Origin of the sequence: Xenophilus sp. Marseille-Q4582 (assembly GCF_916700565.1) — a bacterium.
Classification (GTDB): Bacteria; Pseudomonadota; Gammaproteobacteria; order Burkholderiales; family Burkholderiaceae_C; genus Xenophilus.
Genome location: NZ_CAKAKO010000001.1, coordinates 772,569 through 791,153 on the forward strand (window position 1 = coordinate 772,569; position 18,585 = coordinate 791,153).

Below are 18,585 nucleotides of genomic sequence, written 5' to 3' on the forward strand. Positions count from 1 at the left end.
GAAAGTCGAAGCGCGCCTCAGAGCGCGTCGCGCGGCACGTACACCGTGCCGGCCATGAGGCGGCGCGCCGTGCGCTGCAGGCCCAGCGCAGCGAAGCGCGTGTCGGCCGGTGTGGCACCCGGGCGGGCGATGACCTTCAGGGTCATCACGCCCAGCGGGTGGCCGATGCGCAGGGTGTCGGTACCGGCGCGCTCACCCACCGCCGCGTTCACCAGCGAACCCTGCACGCGCGAGGCGGCGGCCGTGCACACCGAGCCGGTGCCCGCCATGCTGTCGTGGCATTTGCCCAGGAACACCAGGCGCGCGCGCAGGTCGCAGTCGGCCGCTTGCACCGTGGCATGGTTGGTGTCGATGTAGTCGGCCGGCGGCGCCACCAGCACGGCCAGCGGCAGGCCGGGCAGATGCACGTCCTTCCAGTCCTTGTAGAGCCCGATGCGTTCGCCGGCCTTGGACTGCAGTTCGCCGATGGCCTCGATCAGCGCGCGGTCGGCGCTGATGCCGGGCGGTAGTTCGCTGCCCGTGAGGCCCAGCGAACTGGCGGCGATGAACACGCAGGGTGTGGCTGCGTCCACGATCGAGACCTCGATGCGTCGGCCGTCCTCCAGCGCGATGGTGTCCACCGCTTGGCCCGTGGGCAGCAGCCGGCCGGTCTTGGCGCCCAGCGTGTCGGTGTAGTCCATCAGGATCTCGGCGCCCGTGCCGGGCACGCCGGCGATCGCGCAGTCGCCTTGTACGCGCGCCTTGCCGTTCCTCACCTGCACCTTCGACACGAACACCGTGCCGGTGTTGGTGTTGTGGATGCGCACGGTGGTGACGGGCTCCACGGCCTCGACCAGGCCCTCGTCGATCGCGAAGGGCGCCACGGCCGAGGAGATGTTGCCGCAGTTGGCGTCATAGCCGATCAGGTCGCGCTCGACGTCGGCCTGCGCGAAGGTGTAGTCCACGTCGGCGTCGAGCCGCTCGGACTTCTTGATGATCGCGATCTTGGACGTGACCAGGCGCGAGCCGCCCAGGCCATCGATCTGCAGCACGTCGGGTGTGCCCATGGCGCGCTTGAGCAGCCGGTCGCGCGCCGGGCCGGGCGGCGGCACATCGGCTTCGTGGAAGAACAACGCCTTGCTGGTGCCGCCGCGCATCAGCACGCAGCGGACTTCGACCTGTTCGTCGTCGGTGGTGGGGTTCATGCGAATCTCCGGGGTGTTCGTCGCGCCGTCACTCGAGTGGGTAGCGTTTGACCAGCGCGCCCAGGCGCTCGCTTTCCTCGCGCACCTGCGTGGCGAAGGCGGTGGGGTCGTTCACCACCGGCTCGGCGCCGGCGGCGGCGATGGTCTGGCGCACGTCGTTGTCCTTCACCGCCTCGCGCAGTGCGGCGACGATGCCCTGTTGCACCGGCGCCGGCGTGCCCTTGGGTGCGAAGAGGCCGAACCAGGTCACCGACTGGAACTGCGGAAAGCCCGCCTCGGCGGTGGTCGGCACGCCGGGCAGCGCGGCGGCGCGCGTGCGCCCCTGTGTGGCCAGGATGCGCAGCGTGCCGGCCTTGTGGTGCGGCAGCGCGGCCGTGATGCCAGTGAAGGCGAAGTTCACGTTGTTGGCGATCATGTCGGTCACGATCGCGCCCGTGCCGCGGTAGTTGACGGTGATGAGCCCCGGTAGCGGCACCTCCGCCGCGATCTGCTTGGCGCTCACCCGCGCCAGCGTCTCGCCGCTCGCGATCGAGCACGGTTGCGGCGCCTTCTGGCAGTACTGGAAGAGCTCGGGCAGGGTCTTCACCGGCAGCCTGGCGCTGGCCACGATGGCGGCCGGCGATTGCGATACCGCCGTCACCGGCGCGAGCTGCGCCAGCGGATCGATGCCCTTGAGCCCCGGCGTGTATTTGGTGAGCACGATGGCCGGCACCTGCAGCAGCAGGGTGTGGCCGTCGGGCTTGGCTTCCATCACGCGGCGCGTGCCGATCAGCCCGTCGGCGCCGGGCAGGTTCTCGACCACCACCGGCTGCTTCCACAGCACGCCGAGCTGCTTGGCCACGGCGCGTGCGGTCGCGTCGGTGCCGCCACCGGCGGCATAGGGAACGATCAGCGTCACCGGCCGCTCGGGGTGCCAGGGCGCAGGCTGCGCCGGCGCGCCAGTTGCTATCAAAAGCGTAGCTGCTACCGCAAGCAGCGCGGGCGCTGCAGGCCGATTCGGCTTGAAAAATGGGAAAGGCATCTTTTGTCTCCGTGGGCGTGGCCCGTGTTCGTTGTCGTGGCAGCGGCGCCGTGCTCAGGCCTGCCGCAGCGCCGGTGGCCGCGGCGGCACTGGGCGGGCGCGCCAGTCGCGCGCGAACAGGCCGTCGAGCCGGCCGCGCGCCAGGGCGTGGCGCTGCAGGAAGGCGGGCAGGGCGTGGCGGTCCAGGCCGGGCGCGGGCAGCGCGTCGGTCGCGAAGAGCTGGAACACATAGCGGTGCGTGCCGTGGCCTGGCAGCGGGCGTGGGCCGTCGTAGCCCGGTGTGCCCAGGCCATTGGGCGCCAGCGTCACGCCGGCCGGCGCCTGGCCGGCATCGAGCGCGCCCTCGGCCAGGCGATCGATCGATGCGTCGCCCCAGGCCAGCAGGTGGACGATGGCATGGCGCAGCGGCACGTCGGGGTCTTCCATGAGCAGCACCCAGTGGTGTGCCCCGGCGGGCAGGCCCGTCCATTGCAGCGCCGGCGAGCGGTTGTCACCCACGCCCTCGCCCGCATGGCGCAACGGCAGGGCGGCGCCGTGCGCGAAGCCGGGGCTGTGCAGGGCCAGCGTGGCGGGCAGGGTCTGCAGGCGCGGGTCGTGCCAGGCCAGGACGGCATCGCCCGCATGCCGGCCGCGCAGCAGCAGGCCGGCCCAACGGCGGACGAAAGCGTTCATGCGCGTGACGTCCCCGGGCGTTGCGCGGCAGGCCAGGCCCAGGGGCGCCGCTGCCGGTCGGCGGCCTGCCATGCGCGGATCAGCGCATCGTCCTTGAGCGTGAGGCCGATGTCGTCCAGCCCGTGCAGCAGCGCTTCGCGGCGCAGCGGGTCGATCGTGAAGGGGATCGCCTGGCCGTCGGGCGCCGCCACGGTGCAGGCCTGCAGGTCGACGGTCACGGGCGCACCGCCCTCGCATTGCGCGGCCAGCGCCTGCACCTGCGCGATCGGCAGCGTGATCGGCAGCACGCCGTTCTGGAAGCAGTTGCTCCAGAAGATGTCGCCGTAGCTCGGCGCGATCACGCAGCGCACGCCGATGCCCTGCAGCGCCCACACCGCGCCCTCGCGCGAGGAACCGCAGCCGAAGTTCTCGGCCGCCAGCAGCACCGGCGCGCCCTGAAAGCGCGGCGCGTTCAGCACGCAGTCGGCGTCCTCGCTGCCGTCGGGCCGGCGGCGCAGTGCCTCGAAGGCATAGGGGCCCAGCTCGGCCTTGCCCAGGGTGGTCAGGCGCTCGATGCGGATGATGAGGTCGGTGTCGACGTTGGGCCGCATCAGCGGCACGGCCGGGCCGGTGACGGTGGTGAAAGGCTGATTCACACCAGGCTCCTGACGTCGGTGATGCGGCCGGTGACCGCCGCGGCAGCGGCCATCGCGGGGCTGGCCAGGTGCGTGCGCGCACCCGGCCCCTGGCGGCCGACGAAATTGCGGTTGGAGGTGGAGACCGAGCGCTGCTGCGGCGGCACCTGCTCGCCATTGGCGGCCACGCACATGCTGCAGCCGGGCTCGCGCCACTCGAAGCCCGCCGCGGCGAAGACCTCGTGCAGGCCCTCGGCTTCGGCGGCGCGCTTGACGTTCTCGGAGCCCGGCACGACCCAGGCGCGCACGCCCTCGGCCACGTGGCGGCCGCGCGCCACCTCGGCGGCGGCGCGCAGGTCCGCCAGGCGCGAGTTGGCGCAGGAGCCGATGAACACCCAGTCCACCGCCGTGCCGGCGATGGGGGCATTGGCCCGCAGGCCCATGTAGTCGAGCGCCGCGCCCCAGGCCTCGCGGTCGGTGGCCGTGGCGGCACGCGCCGGGTCGGGCACGGCGCCGTCGATGGCGATCGCATGCTCGGGGCTGGTGCCCCAGGTGATCGTCGGCGCCACGGCACCCGCGTCGATGGTCTCTTCGCGGTCGAACACCGCATCGGCATCGCTGGCCAGCGTGCGCCAGTGGGCAGCTGCCGCTTCGAAGGCCTCGCCCTGCGGCGCGTACGGGCGGCCGCGCAGCCAGTCGATGGTCGTCTCGTCGGGCGCGACCATGCCGAAGCGTGCGCCCAGCTCCACGCTGAGATTGCACAGCGTCAGGCGGCCCTCGACGTCCAGCGCCTCGACGGCCGGGCCGGCGAACTCGATCGCGTAGCCCACGCCCGCGGCGGCGCCCAGGCGGCCGATGAGATGCAGCGCGAGGTCCTTGGCCGTCACACCGGCCGGCAGGCGGCCTTCGCAGCGGATGCGCATGCGCCGCGGCTTCTGCTGGCGCAGCGTCTGCGTGGTCAGCGCATGCGTGCTCTCCGACGAGCCCACGCCGAAGGCCATTGCGCCGAGGCCGCCGTTGGTGCAGGTGTGGCTGTCGCCGCAGATCACCGTGAGGCCGGGCAGCACGATGCCCATCTCGGGGCCCATCACGTGCACGATGCCCTGGCCGGGCTCGCCCAGGTCGAACAGCTGCACGCCCATCGCGCCCGTGAGCTGCTTCAGGCCCGCGTGCAGCTTGCCGCCCAGCGGGAAGGTGGTGGCCACGCGGCCGGGCTGGCTCGACACCGCGTGGTCGGGCGTGGCGAAGACGAGCTCGGGGTCGTGCAGCGCCATGCCGCGCGTGCGCACCTCGTTCAGCGCCGGCGGGCCCGACAGGTCGTGCAGCAGGTGCCGGTCGATGTGCAGCAGCGCCCAGCCGTCACCCAGCTCGCGGATGACGTGGGCGTCCCACAGCTTGTCGAAGAGGGTGCGGGCGGGCATGTCAGGCGCCCATGGTCGCGCCGGCGTTGAAGCGCGTGCGCAGCGCGTCCCACTCGTCGGCACCGAAGCGGCGGAAGGTCTGCGCCACGGTGGCGCTGGTGGTGGGCGCCTGCATCGTGGCCTGGACCTCGGCGAGCGCGGCGTCGCCGGCCTCGATGGCGGCCTTGAGCATCAGGCCGGGCAGGATCGCGAGCTTGTAGCCCATCTCCTCGGCCTGGCGCAGGTCGTGCACCGGCGTGCGGCCGCCGGGCACCACGTTGAGCAGGCAGGCGCCCTTCACGCGGCGCGGGACGAGCGCGGCCTCCTCGAGCGACTGCGTGGCCTCGACGAAGACCATGTCGGCGCCCGCATCGAGCGCGGCCTCGGCCCGCCACAAGGCTTCTTCCAGGCCCAGCATGGCGCGTGCGTCGGTGCGCGCGATGAGGAAGAAATCGGGCGTGCGACGCGCCTCCACGGCGGCGCGGATCTTCGAGACGAAGTCGTCGCGCGAGACGACCTCCTTGCCGTCGAGGTGGCCGCAGCGCTTGGGCGACACCTGGTCCTCGATGTGGATGGCGGCCACGCCGCGCGCCTCGTACTCGCGCACGGTGCGCGTCATGTTCAGCTCGTTGCCGTAGCCGGTGTCGGCGTCGGCGATCAGCGGGATCTGCACCGAGCGCGCCATCACGGCGGCGTTCTCCACCATCTCGCTCATGGTGAGCAGGCCGAAGTCGGGAAAGCCGTGCGCCGCGGAGGTGCCCGCGCCGGTCATGTAGCAGGCGCCGAAGCCGGCCTGCTCGATCAGGCGCGCGCCGATGCCGTCGTAGGCACCGGGCGCGATGCGCATGCCGGGGGCCGCGAGCTGCTGGCGCAGGCGGGCGCCAGCGGTGGCGGGAGAAGAGGGGGTGCTCATGGGGTGTCTCCAGGTGAGGCGGCGGACCCGGCCCGAACGGTCCGGCGCGGTGCAGTTGTTCTATTATTATTACAACATCAACTCAAGTCAACCGACTATGCTCGGGCGCCTGTTCTCCTCCGGTTCCCGACCTGCATGAAGCCTGCGAACGCCCTGCTCGACCCCGATGCCGCGCCCGTCGGGCGCACGCCCGGCACAGCGCTGCACCGGCAGCTCTTCGTGGTGCTGCGCGACGAGATCGTGCGCGGCGTGTACGCCTCGGGCCTGCTGCCCAAGGAAGAGGCGCTGTGCGAGCGCTTCGGCGTCTCGCGCATCACGGTGCGGCGCGCGCTGGCCGACCTGGCGGCGCAGGGCCTGGTGGAGCGACGCCACGGACGCGGCACCTTCGTGCGCGAGGACCGCCTGCCGCTGGCCCGCGCGCGGCCCAGCCTGAGCCTGATCGACAGCCTGCGCCAGGCCGCGATCGACACGCAGGTGCAGGTGTTGCGGGTGGAGCAGACCGAGCCGCCGCTGGACGTGGCCGCGATGCTGCAGCTCGCGCCCGGCGAGAAGGCCGTGCATGCGCTGCGCCTGCGCAGCATCGACGGCACGCCGGTGATGCTGACCGACGCCTGGGTGCCCGCGCGGCTGGGCAAGCAGGTGACGGCCGCCACGCTGCGCAAGCAGGCGCTCTACGAGATCCTGCTGGCGCAGGGCGTGAAGTTCGGCCGCGTGATCCAGGAGATCACGGCGGAGGTGAGCGACCCCGTGCGCGCCCGTCTCATGCAGACCGAGGTCGGCATGCCGCTGTTGAAGATCGTGCGCGTGATCCACGACCCAGAGGCGCGGCCGGTGCAGTACATCACCGTGACGATGACGCCCGAACGCAGCCGCATCCTGATGGACATCCCGGGCGAGACCGTCAACACGCTCAGCGCCGGGCACTTTGTGCACGAGGTTTTGCCGGCACGTTGAGACCGGCGCGGCCGTTACGAGATCGGCTCAGCCCGCATGCTGATCTCGCTGACCACGCGCCCGGCCGACACATGCCGCGCGGCTGAACGCACATGGTCCGTCTGGTCGTCGAAGAAGCCGGGCCCGAACTCGCGCACGAAGCCGCTTTCGTCGGGGCTGGCGAGAAACATCGCCTCGTCGACGCGGCTGTTCCAGCTCATGAGGTCTGGATCGCATGACGATGCGCTGAGGTGCCGTGCGCGGTGACCGGCGCCGTGCGGATGCGCATGTCGGTGCTGTGGCCGCTGCAGGTAGGGCAGCGCCCGTGCCCAGGCGCCCAGCGGCACCGCGGCCTTTGACGGGCTCGTGCGCTTGGAAGGCCGACAGACCCCCGAGCCTGATCGGTGTCCTCGATCTCCTCGGAAAAAAGCACTACGACGGCGTCGAAAGCCATGCCCACTTCGTCGTACGCAGACTGCTTGCAGCGCAGCTTCGATGGGTGAGTTGGTGATCACCCAGCCCATGCCTTCCATGCCGGTGCGCTTCTGGAACGACGCGGGCGACCGCCGCTACCGCGACAGCTACTTCGACACCTTCCCGGGCGTGTGGCGGCACGGCGACTGGATCCGCTTCACCGAACGCGGCACCTCGGTGATCTACGGCCGCTCCGACAGCACCATCAACCGCTTCGGCATCCGCATGGGCACGGCCGAGATCTACCGCGTGGTGGAGGAACTGCCCGAGGTGCGCGACAGCCTGGTGGTGGACCTCGAATACCTGGGCCGGCCGTCCTTCATGCCACTGTTCGTGGTGCTGCAGGAAGGCGCGACGCTGGACGACGCGCTGCGCGAGCGCATCAGCGACCAGATCCGCCAGCGGGCCTCGGCCCGCCATGTGCCCAACGAAGTGGTGCAGGTGCAGGAAGTGCCGCGCACGCTGAGCGGCAAGAAGATGGAAGTGCCGGTGCGCAAACTGCTGCTGGGCGCGGCACCCGAGAAGGTGGCCAGTCCCGACGCGATGGCGAACCCGGGCAGCTTCGACTTCTTCGTGGCCTACGCGCGGCGGCTGGCTGCGTTGCTGCAGCCGGCGCCGTCCATGGGCGCCTGAGCGCACACCCGTGGGCGCCGCCGCCGCCCGGGGCTTACGGTTCGCGCGGCACGGCGCAGCTGGCCGCTTCCTGTTCGCCGGCCTGGTGCGCGCAGTCCAGATGCGCCCGCAGCGCCTGCACGCGTGCCTGCGTCACGGCCGCCAGGCAGCTGCGCAGGTCCAGCGCATGCAGGCTGCCGCCGCTGGAGCGCATGGTCTGGAAGGCGCATTCGGCATCGCGGAAGGCCAGCCACTTGCGCTGCGCGTCCAGCAACTGTTGGCGCGCCGCGGCGTCGCCCTGCAGCCGGCCCTGCACCTGCTGGTAGACCTGGTTGAGCCGGTCGTCGGCCTGCTTCAGGTCGGCGGCGGCGCACGCGTTCATCTGCGCCTGGGTCTGGGCCTTGTCCAGGCAGGCGGTATCCGCGTGCGCGGCGGAAAGGGCCAGCAGCCCGAACCCGGCGCTGGCGGCGCGCAGGCGCATGAGGGACGACAGGGTCATGAAGTGATCTCCATATTGAAGGGGCGGTGTGCGCCGCGGCCCGCCGGGCTGTGGCGCGCGCGCCCAGGAATCAGGACTTCCAGAAGCGATCGGCCTTGCGGATGCGGCCCAGGGCTTTGCGGCATTCCGCGGCCTCGCGCGGCAGGGTGGCGCTGAGCCAGCCGACGGCGAACAGTGCCCGCGGGTCCTCGGCGGCGCGCTGGCGGTAGAGGGCCAGCGCGACCTGGTGGTCGTTGTACACGCCCAATGTGTCTTGCGCCGGCGTCAGGCCGCGGAGGTAGCGGCGCGCGGCCTTGCGCTCGAACAGCGGCGCGGCGAATTCGGCGAGGTAGCGCAGCCGCTTGAGCTGCTTGCGCACGCGGTGCTGCGCTCGGGGCGACAGCGCCGTGAAGTGCCGGCCGCCGGTGCGCACCTTCTTGTGCAGCGCGCTGAGGCGCCTGGCCAGCAGCGCGCGCGCATCCGCGGCGCCGAGCGCGGCCGGCTCGGCGCTGGCGGCCGGCGCCTCCTGCGGGGTTGCGCCGCTGCCGAAGGCGATCAGCGTGATGAGCACGGCCTGGAAGGCCGGGTCGGCCACGTGCGGCGCCAGGGCCGCGGCATCGTCGTCGGCGGCGGCCAGGGCAAGCGCCGGCGCGCCGGCGGCCTCCAGTTGCGGCTGGAGGCGGGTGCGCAGCAGTTCCTCGTCGCGCCGGTCTCCCAGCGCACGGAACACCGCCGTGAGCGGCGCTTGCCACTCATCGCGGAAGTGGCCCGGGTGCAGCGCATCCAGCATGCGCAAGGCCGTGCGCAGGCGCCGCAGTCCCACGCGCAGCTGGTGCACCACGGCCACGCCGGCGTTGCCTTGGGCGACTTCGGAAGCGTTGGGCAGGATCTGGGCGAGGCAGTTCGCGACCACGGCCCGCTGGATCGCCGTGCCGTCCGGCGCCGCTCCTGCGTCGGGGCAGGCGATGGGCTGCGCCTTGACCGCTTCACCGGCCTCCTGGCCCTTGAGCAGCCGCAAGCCGCGCTCGGCCTTGGTGATGGTGCTGAGCACCAGGCCATGGCGTTGCGCCCATCGCAGCGCCAGGTCGCGCAGGTCTTCCAGCCGGCCTTCGACCAGTTCCAGTTCCAGCTCGCACACCGGCGCGCTGCGCGCCCGGCCCTGCGCGTCGCGCGCCGTGACCTCGCCCACGTCGAGCGCGAGCTCGATGCGGCTGGCGCCCTGCGCCTGCAGGCTGCGCAGCCGCGTCATCTGCGTGCCCTGCACCGAAAGCAGCGCGGCTGCCGGGTCGGGCAGGGCGCTGCGCAGCAGCGCGAAGGCGGGCGAGCCTTCGTGGCGTTCGATCCTGGGCAAGGGGGCGGCGCCGTCTTCCGGCCTCAGTTCCACCTCGTGCTCCAGGCGCTCGATGGGGCCGCGGCCCGGTCCCTTGACGGTCTGCACCCAGCGCGCGTTCTCCTGGCGCAGGCGCAGGCCGATCCGTGCGGCCGCGAGCCGGCCATCCTCGGTGTCGTAGTAGTGGGCGCGCATCTCGATGCGCTCGGCGCCCTGGGCCTGCAGCGCGGCCTCGACGTCGGCCAGGCGCGCGCGCGGGACCAGGAACTTGTATTCGACTTCGGTGCTCATCAGCGGCTTTGCTCCAATCACCCGCCGCCGCACGGTGCCCGCAGGATGCCGCCACGGCCGGGGCGGCCATTGTCGGAGAAGCAAGCGCGCAGGGCGCCGCGGGTGCGCCGGCGCCGGCCGCGGCTCAGCCCCCGTCGCGGAACCAGTTGCCCGCCTCGACGCGGATGATCACCTTCTCGGGATCGAAGTTCACGCCGGCCGGGTCGCGCCCTTCCTGCACGGCCTTGATCTGCTGGCGCAGGCTGCGGCGCAGCATGCCCACGCCCTTGTCGCTGGTGGCCAGGTGCTCCTCGTTGTGGAAGGTGATGGGCCCCTGGCCCACCTGCGCTTCCCAGTCGCCGGGGTAGCGCTGCCGCTCCTCCTCGGTCATCTTCGACCACGGGCGCAGGTTGGGGCTGCGCGGCAGCGCGTTCTGGTCCTCGGGGATCTTCATCGCGAAGCACAGGCGGAAATGCGTGTCGTCCACCGGCACGACGAAGCCCACGCCCCCGGCCGCGCCGTGGCGCAGCTGCACGTTGGGCACCATGCGCACGTAGGGGAAGCTGGCGGCGGTGATGCGGTCCAGCTCGCGCCCGTCCTCGAGCTTGCGGTAGGCGGTGTAGCGGATGCCGTCCTCGGTGTACTCCCATTCCACCTCGGGCATCACGCCCATCTCCAGCACGAACTGCACGCCGCTGAAGGTGGTGTGCAGCACGGGGATGTGGAAGGGGTCCATCACGTTCTCCCATTCCTGCAGCCAGTTGCAGGGCACGATCTCCACGTCGTCGTCCCCGCCGGCGTAGAGGCTGGAGTGCGAGACATGCAGCTTCAGGCCGGGCTCGATGGTCTCCAGGATGTCCCAGCGCGGCAGCAGGGGCATGCGCTCGGGCGGGCCCATGTAGGCCCACAGAATGCCGTAGCGCTCCTGCACCGGGTACCAGGGCTGGCGGATGCGCTCGCGGTTCGCGCCGCCGCCTTTCTCGCAGGGCTGGTCCAGGCAGCGGCCTTCGACGCTGAACAGCCAGCCGTGGTAGCAGCAGCGGATGCCCTCGGGCTCCACGCGGCCGTAGAACAGGTCGGTGCCACGGTGCGCGCAGCGGTTGTGCAGCAGGCCGGGGCGGCCGCTGCGGTCGCGGAAGACGATCAGGTCCTCGCCCAGGATGCGGATGCGCGCCGGCGTGGCGGTCACGCGCTCGGACAGCGTGACCGGGTGCCAGTAGCGGCGCATGAATTCGCCGCAGGGCGTGCCGGGGCCGACCTCGGTCAAGAAGGCGTCGTGCCGGCCGGCCGGCCGGCCGTAGGCCACGCCGGTCAGGTCGGACGGAGGGGCGTCGTGGGATTGCATGGGCGTCTCCTGCGGGGGCGCAACTGCAGGGCAGGGCGCGCCGCCCGGATCATGGGTGTTCTATTTTTACCAATCGGTCAGAAATTATCGAGGTTCGTCGCGTGGCGCTGCAAGGGCATAGGGAGGCTTTCGCCTCGGGGTTATCTCTGATTTGACCGATTGGTTAAACATTGAAGAATCCAGGCGCCCCCTCCCGAATACAGCCGGTCCTGGCGCTCGTCCATGACCCTCGACAAGGAAAATCCATGATGAATCTGCCGCGGCTCTCCCGCTGTGTGCGCCTGCTCGCCGCCTCCGCCCTGCTGGTGGGCGGCGTGGCCCAGGCGCAGGACAAGGTGACCTTCGCGACCAACTGGCGCGCGCAGGCCACGCACGGCGGCTTCTTCCAGGCGGTGGCGGACGGCACGTACAAGAAGTACGGGCTCGAGGTCGAGATCCAGCAGGGCGGCCCGCAGGTCAACAACCGCGCCATGCTGCCGGCCGGGCGCATCGACTTCCTGATGACGGGCGGCCTGCTCACCGCGCTGGAGAACACGCGCAGCAAGGTGCCCACCGTGATCGTCGCGGCCTATTTCCAGAAGGACCCGACGGCGCTGATCGCGCACAAGGGCGCCTACAAGAACTTCGCCGACCTGAAGAACGCCAAGACGGTGTTCATCGCCAAGAGCAACCAGTTCGGCTTCTGGCAGTGGCTCAAGGCCGAGCACGGCTTCAGCGACGAGCAGCTCAAGCCCTACACCTTCAACATCGGCCCCTTCATGGCCGACAAGAAGTCCGTGCAGCAGGCCTTCGCGACCTCCGAGGTGCTCTACGCGCGCGAGCAGGGCGCCGACGTGGACGTCTTCCTGCTGGCCGACCAGGGCTACAACACCTATGGCAACCTGATCGAGACGCGCACGGACCTGGTCAAGAACAAGCCCGACCTGGTGCAGCGCTTCGTCGATGCATCCACCATCGGCTGGGTCAACTTCCTGCATGGCGATCCGAAGCCGGGCCTGGACCTGATCAAGAAGTTCAATCCCGATGTGAACGACGCCAAGCTGGCCGCCGAGCGCGAGCAGATGATCCAGCTGGACCTGGTCGATTCGGGCGATGCCAGGACCAAGGGCATCGGCGCCATCGACATGCCCCGCGTGCGCGACTTCGCCGCGCGCATGGTCAAGGCCGGCATCTACAAGCCGGGCGAGGTGGACGCCGACCTGGCCGTGACCGACCGCTTCGTCAACAAGGGCGTGGGCCTCAAGGGCGGCAAGTAAAGGGCGGCCGGGGCACGGCGCGATGTTCGCGAACGCCATCGCTGGTGTCTGCGCCGGCCGGCCGGCCGCGCGGCGCGTGGCGGCGGGCTTGCTGATGGCGCTGGGCCTGGGTGCGGCGCATGCGGCCGAGCCGCAGGCAACGCCCGCTGCCCCCGTCGTGCGGACGGCGCTGGGCGCGCTGCAGGGCGTGTCGCTCGAAGGGGGCCGTGTGGCCGCCTACCTGGGCGTGCCCTTCGCCCAGCCACCCGTGGGCGAAGGGCGCTTCGCGAAGGCTCGGCCCGCCGCCGCCTGGGCGCCGCAGACCCTGCAGGCCACTCGCTTCCAGCGCGCCTGCATGCAGCAAGGCCAGGTGCCGGCCGACATCGGCATGGGCGAAGACTGCCTGTACCTCAATCTCTATGTGCCGCAGGGCGCCGACCGCGCCGAGGCGACGGGACCACGCGCTGCGCGGCCCGTGCTGGTCTTCCTGCACGGCGGCCGCTACTGGACCGGTCGTGCCTCCGAGAACGCCGTGCAGAAGCTGGCGGCCGAGGCCGACGCCATCGTCGTCACCGTCGCCTACCGCCTCAACGCCTTCGGCTTCCTGGCCGATGCCGAGCGCGCGCGCCGTGGCGACACCAACCTGGGCCTGCAGGACCAGCAGCTCGCGCTGCGCTGGCTGCAGCGCCACATCGGCGACTTCGGCGGTGACCCGCAGCGCGTGACGCTCTTCGGCGAAAGCGCCGGTGCCGGCAGCACGCTGCTGCAACTGCTGGACCCGGCCGCCGCGGGCCTGTTCCAGCGCGCGATCCTGCAGTCGACCTGGCAATGGCGCCTGCCCACGCTGGCGCAGGCCGCGGCGGGCACGCAGGCGCTGGCGCAGCGCCTGAACTGCCCCGCCAGCCCCAGCGCCGCGATGCTGGCCTGCCTGCGGCAGCTGCCGGCCGAGAAGATCACGCCCCCCTTGGCCGACAGCCACGCCTTCCAGCCCACCGTGGACGGGCAGCGCCTGCCGGCGCAGCCGCTGGCGCTGCTGGAGGCGGGGCGCTTTCACCGCCAGGTGCCGGTGCTCATCGGCCTGAACCGGGACGAGGGTCATTTCATGGCCATGTCGCGCACCGGCTGGAAGCGGCCGGACCAGCCCGTGGACGACACCGCCTACCTGCGCGCCGCGCGCGACGCGCTCGGCCCCTTCTACGCGCCGGAACAGGTGGAAGACATCCTGTCCTGGTACGCGCCCCGGCGCACCGCGCAGGGCAACTGGCAGGCGCTGAGCGCGCTGCTCGGCGACTTCTACCTGAACTGCGGCAGCTACGCCGGCGCGCAGGCGCTCGCGGCCCACGGCCGCCGGCCCGTGCAGGCCTACTGGTTCACGCACGTGAGCCGCAACCACACCAAACCTTTCCTGGGCGCCGCCCATGGCGACGAGCTGGATTTGCTGTTCGCCGCGCCGGTCTACCCGCCCGGCTACGTGCTCACGCCCGAAGACCAGGCCCTGTCGCGCCGCATGATGCGGGCCTGGGGCCAGTTCGCGCGCACGGGGCGCGCGAGCGCATCGCCTGGCATCGCGCCCTGGCCCGCCTTCAGCGCTGCTTCGCCGCAGGCGCAGATCTGGTCCGAGCCGGGCCCGGGAGATGCCGCGCTCCACCGCTTCACCGATGCCAGCGGCACCTGCGCGCGCTGGCAGGCGCTGCTGCACTGAGAAGAACCCCACATGCCCGCTCATCCCGCCCAGGTGCACGCCCTCATCGTTGCAAATGCTCGCCATAGCCCGAGCTATGGCTGCGCTTTGCGCCTCGATGGCGCACCCCTGGACGGTCTGCTCGGCCACGCGGGATTCATTCACACCTTCTGAGCGCCTTCTTCTTTCTCTGTTTGTCCCACGCTTGCCCGCCATGTCCACGACCCTGTCGCCCCCCGCCGCCGCGTCATCGCCGCCCCTGTTCCAGATGCGCAACGTGTCCAAGCGCTTCCCGAACGGCACGCTGGCGCTGGAAGGCATGTCGCTGGACTGCGGCGACCACGAGTTCATCAGCTTCCTGGGCCCCTCGGGCTGCGGCAAGAGCACGGCGCTGCGCCTGGTGGCCGGCCTCACGCGCATCAGCAGCGGCACGCTCGACTGGCCGCAGCGCCCGCCGCCGGCGGCCGGCCAGCGCGCGCTGGGCTTCGTGTTCCAGGAGCCCACGCTGATGCCCTGGGCCAAGGTCTTCGACAACGTCTGGCTGCCGCTCAAGCTGGCCGGCGTGAGCCGCGACGCCGCCGCGCCCGTGATCCAGCAGGTGCTGGAGATGGTGGGCCTGTCGCGCTTCGCCGACGTGTACCCGCGCGAGCTCTCGGGCGGCATGAAGATGCGCGTGTCCATCGCCCGCGCGCTGGTCACGCAGCCGCGCCTGCTGCTGATGGACGAGCCCTTCGCCGCGCTCGACGAGATGACGCGCATCAAGCTCAACAACGACCTGCTGGCCATCTGGCGCGAGCACCGCTTCTCGGTGATCTTCGTCACCCACAGCGTCTACGAGTCGGTCTACCTGTCCAGTCGCATCGTCGTGATGGCCGCGCGCCCGGGCCGCGTGATCGAGCAGATCGTGGTGGACGAGCCCTATCCGCGCGGCGAGGAATTCCGCACCTCCAGCCGCTACAACCAGCACTGCATGGCTGTGCAGCAATCGCTGCACGGCGCGCTGGGCGGCCAGGACATCGACCACTGAGCGGGCCGTCATCATGAGCAACCTCGACGCCCACCAACGCAAGATGCGCAGCCGCGAGACCACGGCGCGCATCGTCATCCCTGCCCTCATCATCGGCGCCCTGCTCATCGGCTGGGAGCTGCTGGTGCGGCTGCAGGAGATTCCGCACTACATCCTGCCCGCGCCCTCGCTGATCTGGCGCACGCTGGTCGACAACTGGGCCACGCTGTGGCCCGCGCTGTGGTTCACCATCAAGCTCACCCTGCTGGCGCTGATCGCCGCCATCGTGGGCGGCGTGCTGCTGGCCATCGCCTTCGCGCTGTTCCGCTGGGTGGAGATCGGCTTCTTCCCCATCGCCGTGGTGCTGCAGGTCACGCCCATCGTGGCCATCGCGCCGCTGATCCTGATCTATGTGTCCAACACCACGGCCGCGCTGCTGCTGTGCGCCTGGCTGGTGGCCTTCTTCCCCATCCTGTCGAACACGGTGATCGGGCTCAAGAGCGCGGACAGCAACCTGCGCGACCTGTTCCAGCTCTACGAGGCTTCGCCCTGGCAACGCTTTCGCTACCTGCTGGTGCCCAGCGCCACGCCCTACTTCATGGCGGGCCTGAAGATCGCCGGCGGCCTGGCGCTGATCGGCGCGGTGGTGGCCGAGTTCACGGCCGGCACGGCGGGCCGCGAAACCGGGCTGGCTTCGCGCATCCTCGAATCGAGCTTCCGCACCGAGATCCCGATGATGTTCGCGGCCCTGTTCCTGGTGTCCATCCTGGGCGTGGTGATCTTCCTGGTGTTCGCGGTGCTCTCCAAGATGGTGCTGGGCCACTGGCACGAGAGCGAGATGCGGCGCGAGGGCTGAGCCATGAACGAGCAAGTCATTGATTCCGCCGCGGCGGGTGCCGCCATTCCCGCCATGCCGCCCACCGGCCATGCCGGCTTCGCGCATCCGCTGGCGCATGTGGACTGGGCCCAGGTGCAGGCCGAGCTGCAGGGCCTGGACGTCATCACGCGGCTGCCGCAGCGCCGGCAGCTGTCGAAGGACTTCTTCTGGTACAGCCCGGTGCTCTCGCAGTACCTGGCCGACTGCGTGGCCGACCTGGTCGTGCGCGTGGGCACCGAGGAGGACGTGCGCCAGGTGGCGCAGGTCGTGGCGCGGCACCGGCTGCCGCTCACGGTGCGCGCGGGCGGCACCGGCAACTACGGCCAGTGCGTGCCGCTCAACGGCGGCATCGTGATGGACGTGAGCGGTTTGGCGCGCGTGCTCGACATTCAGCCCGGCCGCGTGCGCGCCCAGGCCGGCGCGCGCATGTACGACATCGAGATGGCCGCGCGCGAAACGGGGCAGGGCCTGCGCATGTGGCCCTCGACCTGGCATGTCGCCTCCATCGGCGGTTTCATTTCGGGCGGCTTCGGCGGCATCGGCTCGATGCGCAACGGCATCCTGCGCGACCCCGGCAACATGCTGCGCGCGCGCGTGATGACGGTTGAAAAGGAGCCGCGCATCATCGAGCTGGTGGGCGACGAGATCCAGCAGGTGCAGCACGCCTTCGGCACCAACGGCGTGATCCTGGACGTGGAAGTGGCGCTGAACCCGCACGTGGAATGGCTGCACACCACCGTGCTCTTCCCCACCTACCGCGGCGCGCTGGACTTCGGCTGCGCGGGCAGCACGCCCGATCTGGACCTGTTCCTGCTCTCCACCGTGGAGGCGCGCTTTGCGCCCTACTACACGAGCATGGGCGACAAGTTCCCGCCGGACCGTCATGCGGTGTTCACCATGGTGGCGCCCGGGTCGATGCCGGCGCTGCGGGAACTGGCCGCGCGCATGGGCGGCGAGATCTCGGTCTGCGGCACCGAGCAGGAATTGATCGATGCTGGCCTGCCGCCGGCCTACGAGTGCGCCTACAACCACACCACGCTGCAGGCGCTGAAGGTGGACCGCAGCTGGACCTACCTGCAGGTGGCTTATGCGCAACCCTTCGACCCGGCCGTGGTGCAGCGGCACCTGGACATCTTTGGCGACGACGTGCTGCAGCACCAGGACTTCGCGCGCGCCGGGGGCGAGTTCGGCACCTTCGGTATCCTGCTGGTGCGCTGGAAAGGCATCGAGCACCAGTACGAAGTGATCCGCGAGATCGAATCGCAGGGCGGCTGCCAGATCTTCAACCCGCATGTGGTGACCATCGAAGAAGGCGGCATGAAGGCGATCGACGACCAGCAGATCGAATTCAAGAAGCGCAGCGACCCGATGGGCCTGATGAACCCGGGTAAGACGCGCGGCTGGCGGCCCGAGATGGCGCGCCTCGATTGAGAGAGGAACCTCCTCTTTTTCTGTTTCCTCACCCCTTGATCAACTGGAGTGGACATGAGCAAGAAGCTGTTTCTGGGCCTGGGCATCGGTGTTGCCATGGCCGCGCTCGCGGGCCTCGCGTCGGCGCAGGACAAGGTGACTTTCGCCACCAACTGGCGGGCGCAGCCGGGCCACGGCGGCTTCTACCAGGCGCTGGCCGACGGCACCTACAAGAAGTACGGGCTGGACGTCACCATCCAGCAGGGCGGCCCGCAGGTCAACAACCGGCCCATGCTGCCGGCCGGCCGCGTGGACTTCCTCATGAGCGGCAACCTGCTGCTGCCCTTCGACAACCTGAAGGCCGGCGTGCCCACGGTGGTGGTGGCGGCCTACTTCCAGAAAGACCCGCAGATCCTGATCGCGCATCCGGGGCAGGGCTACGAGAAGTTCTCCGACCTGACCAAGGCACCGACCATCCTGATGGCCAAGGACGGCCAGATCAGCTACTTCCAGTGGATGAAGAAGGCGCACGGCTTCCGCGACGAGCAGGTGCGGCCCTACAACTTCAGCCTGTCGCAGTTCCTGGCCGACAAGAAGGCGGTGCAGCAGGGCTACGCGACCTCGGAGCCGATCTCGGTCGAGGCGCAGGCCGGCTTCAAGCCGCTGAGCTTCTCGCTGGCCGATGCGGGCTGGTCCACCTACGGCATGCTGATCGAGACCCGCAAGGACCTGGTGGAAAAGAAGCCCGAGGTCGTTCGCCGCTTCATCGAGGCCAGCAACATCGGCTGGTACAACTACCTGTACGGCGACCGCTCGGCGGCCGACAAGCTGATCCGCGAGGCCAACCCCGACATCACGCCCGAGTACACGGCCAAGTCCATCCCCATCCTGCGCGAGCACATCGACAGCGGCGATGCGCTCACCCAGGGCATCGGCGCACTCAATGCCGAGCGCATCAAGGACTTCCACAGGAAGACCGTGGACGCCGGCCTGTTCACGGCCGGCCAGATCAACCCCGAGGCGAGCTTCACGACGCAGTTCGTCAACAAGGGCGCCGGCCTGGACCTGCGCAAGCAGCTGACCGGCGGCAAGTGAAAGAGTGAGAGTGACGCAGGGCCCGCGCCCTGCGA

The 18,585-nt window shown here is 70.6% G+C and carries 17 protein-coding genes and 1 pseudogene; 8 read left to right on the forward strand and 10 right to left on the reverse strand.

Translation table 11 applies throughout. From position 1 onward, the window contains the following. Positions 1–17: 17 nt before the first annotated feature. The 6 genes from LG388_RS03605 to LG388_RS03630 form a co-directional block, all read right to left on the reverse strand. Positions 18–1,184 (reverse strand): 2-methylaconitate cis-trans isomerase PrpF family protein, encoded by a 1,167-nt coding sequence (locus LG388_RS03605; protein WP_225781460.1) that lies wholly within the window; start codon positions 1,182–1,184, stop codon positions 18–20. A gap of 28 nt (positions 1,185–1,212) precedes the next feature. Then, complete coding sequence (locus LG388_RS03610; protein WP_225781461.1) at positions 1,213–2,082, reverse strand: tripartite tricarboxylate transporter substrate binding protein; 870 nt, start codon at positions 2,080–2,082, stop codon at positions 1,213–1,215. A gap of 177 nt (positions 2,083–2,259) precedes the next feature. Continuing rightward, positions 2,260–2,877, reverse strand: coding sequence for a YbhB/YbcL family Raf kinase inhibitor-like protein (locus LG388_RS03615; protein WP_225781462.1), 618 nt, complete (start codon positions 2,875–2,877; stop codon positions 2,260–2,262). Then, positions 2,874–3,512 (reverse strand): 3-isopropylmalate dehydratase small subunit, encoded by a 639-nt coding sequence (gene leuD, locus LG388_RS03620; RefSeq protein ID WP_225781463.1) that lies wholly within the window; start codon positions 3,510–3,512, stop codon positions 2,874–2,876. Before leuD ends, LG388_RS03615 begins: the two co-directional genes overlap by 4 nt. Further along, positions 3,509–4,912, reverse strand: a complete 1,404-nt coding sequence (gene leuC, locus LG388_RS03625; protein WP_225781464.1) for a 3-isopropylmalate dehydratase large subunit — start codon at positions 4,910–4,912, stop codon at positions 3,509–3,511. Before leuC ends, leuD begins: the two co-directional genes overlap by 4 nt. Position 4,913: 1 nt before the next feature. Beyond that, the gene (locus tag LG388_RS03630) at positions 4,914–5,804 is read right to left on the reverse strand and encodes an oxaloacetate decarboxylase (protein ID WP_225781465.1); all 891 of its coding nucleotides are present in this window, start codon (positions 5,802–5,804) and stop codon (positions 4,914–4,916) included. Between the two features lie 135 nt (positions 5,805–5,939). On the opposite strand from LG388_RS03630, the gene LG388_RS03635 reads away from it, so the two are divergent. After that, positions 5,940–6,758: a GntR family transcriptional regulator gene (locus LG388_RS03635; protein WP_225781466.1), complete on the forward strand. Its 819-nt coding sequence runs from the start codon at positions 5,940–5,942 to the stop codon at positions 6,756–6,758. 14 nt (positions 6,759–6,772) lie between these two features. On the opposite strand, the gene LG388_RS26625 is transcribed toward LG388_RS03635, so the two are convergent. Further along, positions 6,773–6,958 (reverse strand): 5'-nucleotidase, encoded by a 186-nt coding sequence (locus LG388_RS26625; protein WP_255632134.1) that lies wholly within the window; start codon positions 6,956–6,958, stop codon positions 6,773–6,775. Between the two features lie 274 nt (positions 6,959–7,232). Here LG388_RS26625 and LG388_RS03645 point away from each other — a divergent pair. Then, positions 7,233–7,844: pseudogene (locus LG388_RS03645) on the forward strand (acetoacetate--CoA ligase); the annotation flags it as partial. Between the two features lie 34 nt (positions 7,845–7,878). Here the strand turns inward: LG388_RS03645 and LG388_RS03650 are convergent. The 3 genes from LG388_RS03650 to LG388_RS03660 all read right to left on the reverse strand — a co-directional run bounded on the left by LG388_RS03650 (position 7,879) and on the right by LG388_RS03660 (position 11,246). Further along, complete coding sequence (locus LG388_RS03650; RefSeq protein ID WP_225781467.1) at positions 7,879–8,322, reverse strand: lysozyme inhibitor LprI family protein; 444 nt, start codon at positions 8,320–8,322, stop codon at positions 7,879–7,881. 70 nt (positions 8,323–8,392) lie between these two features. Continuing rightward, positions 8,393–9,922 (reverse strand): CYTH and CHAD domain-containing protein, encoded by a 1,530-nt coding sequence (locus LG388_RS03655; RefSeq protein ID WP_225781468.1) that lies wholly within the window; start codon positions 9,920–9,922, stop codon positions 8,393–8,395. Positions 9,923–10,046: 124 nt separating this feature from the next. Beyond that, positions 10,047–11,246 (reverse strand): Rieske 2Fe-2S domain-containing protein, encoded by a 1,200-nt coding sequence (locus tag LG388_RS03660; protein WP_225781469.1) that lies wholly within the window; start codon positions 11,244–11,246, stop codon positions 10,047–10,049. A 245-nt stretch (positions 11,247–11,491) separates the two neighbouring features. Here LG388_RS03660 and LG388_RS03665 point away from each other — a divergent pair, with 245 nt between their 5' ends. The 6 genes from LG388_RS03665 to LG388_RS03690 all read left to right on the forward strand — a co-directional run bounded on the left by LG388_RS03665 (position 11,492) and on the right by LG388_RS03690 (position 18,550). Beyond that, a complete protein-coding gene (locus LG388_RS03665) occupies positions 11,492–12,502 on the forward strand; it encodes an ABC transporter substrate-binding protein (RefSeq protein WP_225781470.1) in 1,011 nt (336 codons plus the stop codon). A 22-nt stretch (positions 12,503–12,524) separates the two neighbouring features. Continuing rightward, positions 12,525–14,183, forward strand: coding sequence for a carboxylesterase family protein (locus tag LG388_RS03670; RefSeq protein WP_225781471.1), 1,659 nt, complete (start codon positions 12,525–12,527; stop codon positions 14,181–14,183). A 193-nt stretch (positions 14,184–14,376) separates the two neighbouring features. After that, complete coding sequence (locus LG388_RS03675) at positions 14,377–15,189, forward strand: ABC transporter ATP-binding protein (protein ID WP_225781472.1); 813 nt, start codon at positions 14,377–14,379, stop codon at positions 15,187–15,189. Positions 15,190–15,202: 13 nt separating this feature from the next. Beyond that, on the forward strand, positions 15,203–16,024 hold the full coding sequence (locus LG388_RS03680) for an ABC transporter permease (protein WP_225781473.1): 822 nt from the start codon (positions 15,203–15,205) through the stop codon (positions 16,022–16,024). Positions 16,025–16,078: 54 nt separating this feature from the next. Continuing rightward, positions 16,079–17,476, forward strand: a complete 1,398-nt coding sequence (locus LG388_RS03685; protein WP_370630105.1) for an FAD-binding oxidoreductase — start codon at positions 16,079–16,081, stop codon at positions 17,474–17,476. A 54-nt stretch (positions 17,477–17,530) separates the two neighbouring features. Next, a complete protein-coding gene (locus tag LG388_RS03690; RefSeq protein ID WP_225781475.1) occupies positions 17,531–18,550 on the forward strand; it encodes an ABC transporter substrate-binding protein in 1,020 nt (339 codons plus the stop codon). The last annotated feature ends 35 nt before the right edge of the window (positions 18,551–18,585 follow it).

Bases quoted from the DNA above. Each gene is read 5' to 3' on its own strand.
- LG388_RS03605 (WP_225781460.1), bottom strand. From the start codon at position 1,184: ATGAACCCCACCACCGACGACGAACAGGTCGAAGTCCGCTGCGTGCTG.
- LG388_RS03615 (WP_225781462.1), bottom strand. From the start codon at position 2,877: ATGAACGCTTTCGTCCGCCGTTGGGCCGGCCTGCTGCTGCGCGGCCGG.
- leuC (WP_225781464.1), bottom strand. From the start codon at position 4,912: ATGCCCGCCCGCACCCTCTTCGACAAGCTGTGGGACGCCCACGTCATC.
- LG388_RS03630 (WP_225781465.1), bottom strand. From the start codon at position 5,804: ATGAGCACCCCCTCTTCTCCCGCCACCGCTGGCGCCCGCCTGCGCCAG.
- LG388_RS03635 (WP_225781466.1), top strand. From the start codon at position 5,940: ATGAAGCCTGCGAACGCCCTGCTCGACCCCGATGCCGCGCCCGTCGGG.
- LG388_RS26625 (WP_255632134.1), bottom strand. From the start codon at position 6,958: ATGAGCTGGAACAGCCGCGTCGACGAGGCGATGTTTCTCGCCAGCCCC.
- LG388_RS03650 (WP_225781467.1), bottom strand. From the start codon at position 8,322: ATGACCCTGTCGTCCCTCATGCGCCTGCGCGCCGCCAGCGCCGGGTTC.
- LG388_RS03655 (WP_225781468.1), bottom strand. From the start codon at position 9,922: ATGAGCACCGAAGTCGAATACAAGTTCCTGGTCCCGCGCGCGCGCCTG.
- LG388_RS03660 (WP_225781469.1), bottom strand. From the start codon at position 11,246: ATGCAATCCCACGACGCCCCTCCGTCCGACCTGACCGGCGTGGCCTAC.
- LG388_RS03665 (WP_225781470.1), top strand. From the start codon at position 11,492: ATGATGAATCTGCCGCGGCTCTCCCGCTGTGTGCGCCTGCTCGCCGCC.
- LG388_RS03670 (WP_225781471.1), top strand. From the start codon at position 12,525: ATGTTCGCGAACGCCATCGCTGGTGTCTGCGCCGGCCGGCCGGCCGCG.
- LG388_RS03675 (WP_225781472.1), top strand. From the start codon at position 14,377: ATGTCCACGACCCTGTCGCCCCCCGCCGCCGCGTCATCGCCGCCCCTG.
- LG388_RS03680 (WP_225781473.1), top strand. From the start codon at position 15,203: ATGAGCAACCTCGACGCCCACCAACGCAAGATGCGCAGCCGCGAGACC.
- LG388_RS03685 (WP_370630105.1), top strand. From the start codon at position 16,079: ATGCCGCCCACCGGCCATGCCGGCTTCGCGCATCCGCTGGCGCATGTG.
- LG388_RS03690 (WP_225781475.1), top strand. From the start codon at position 17,531: ATGAGCAAGAAGCTGTTTCTGGGCCTGGGCATCGGTGTTGCCATGGCC.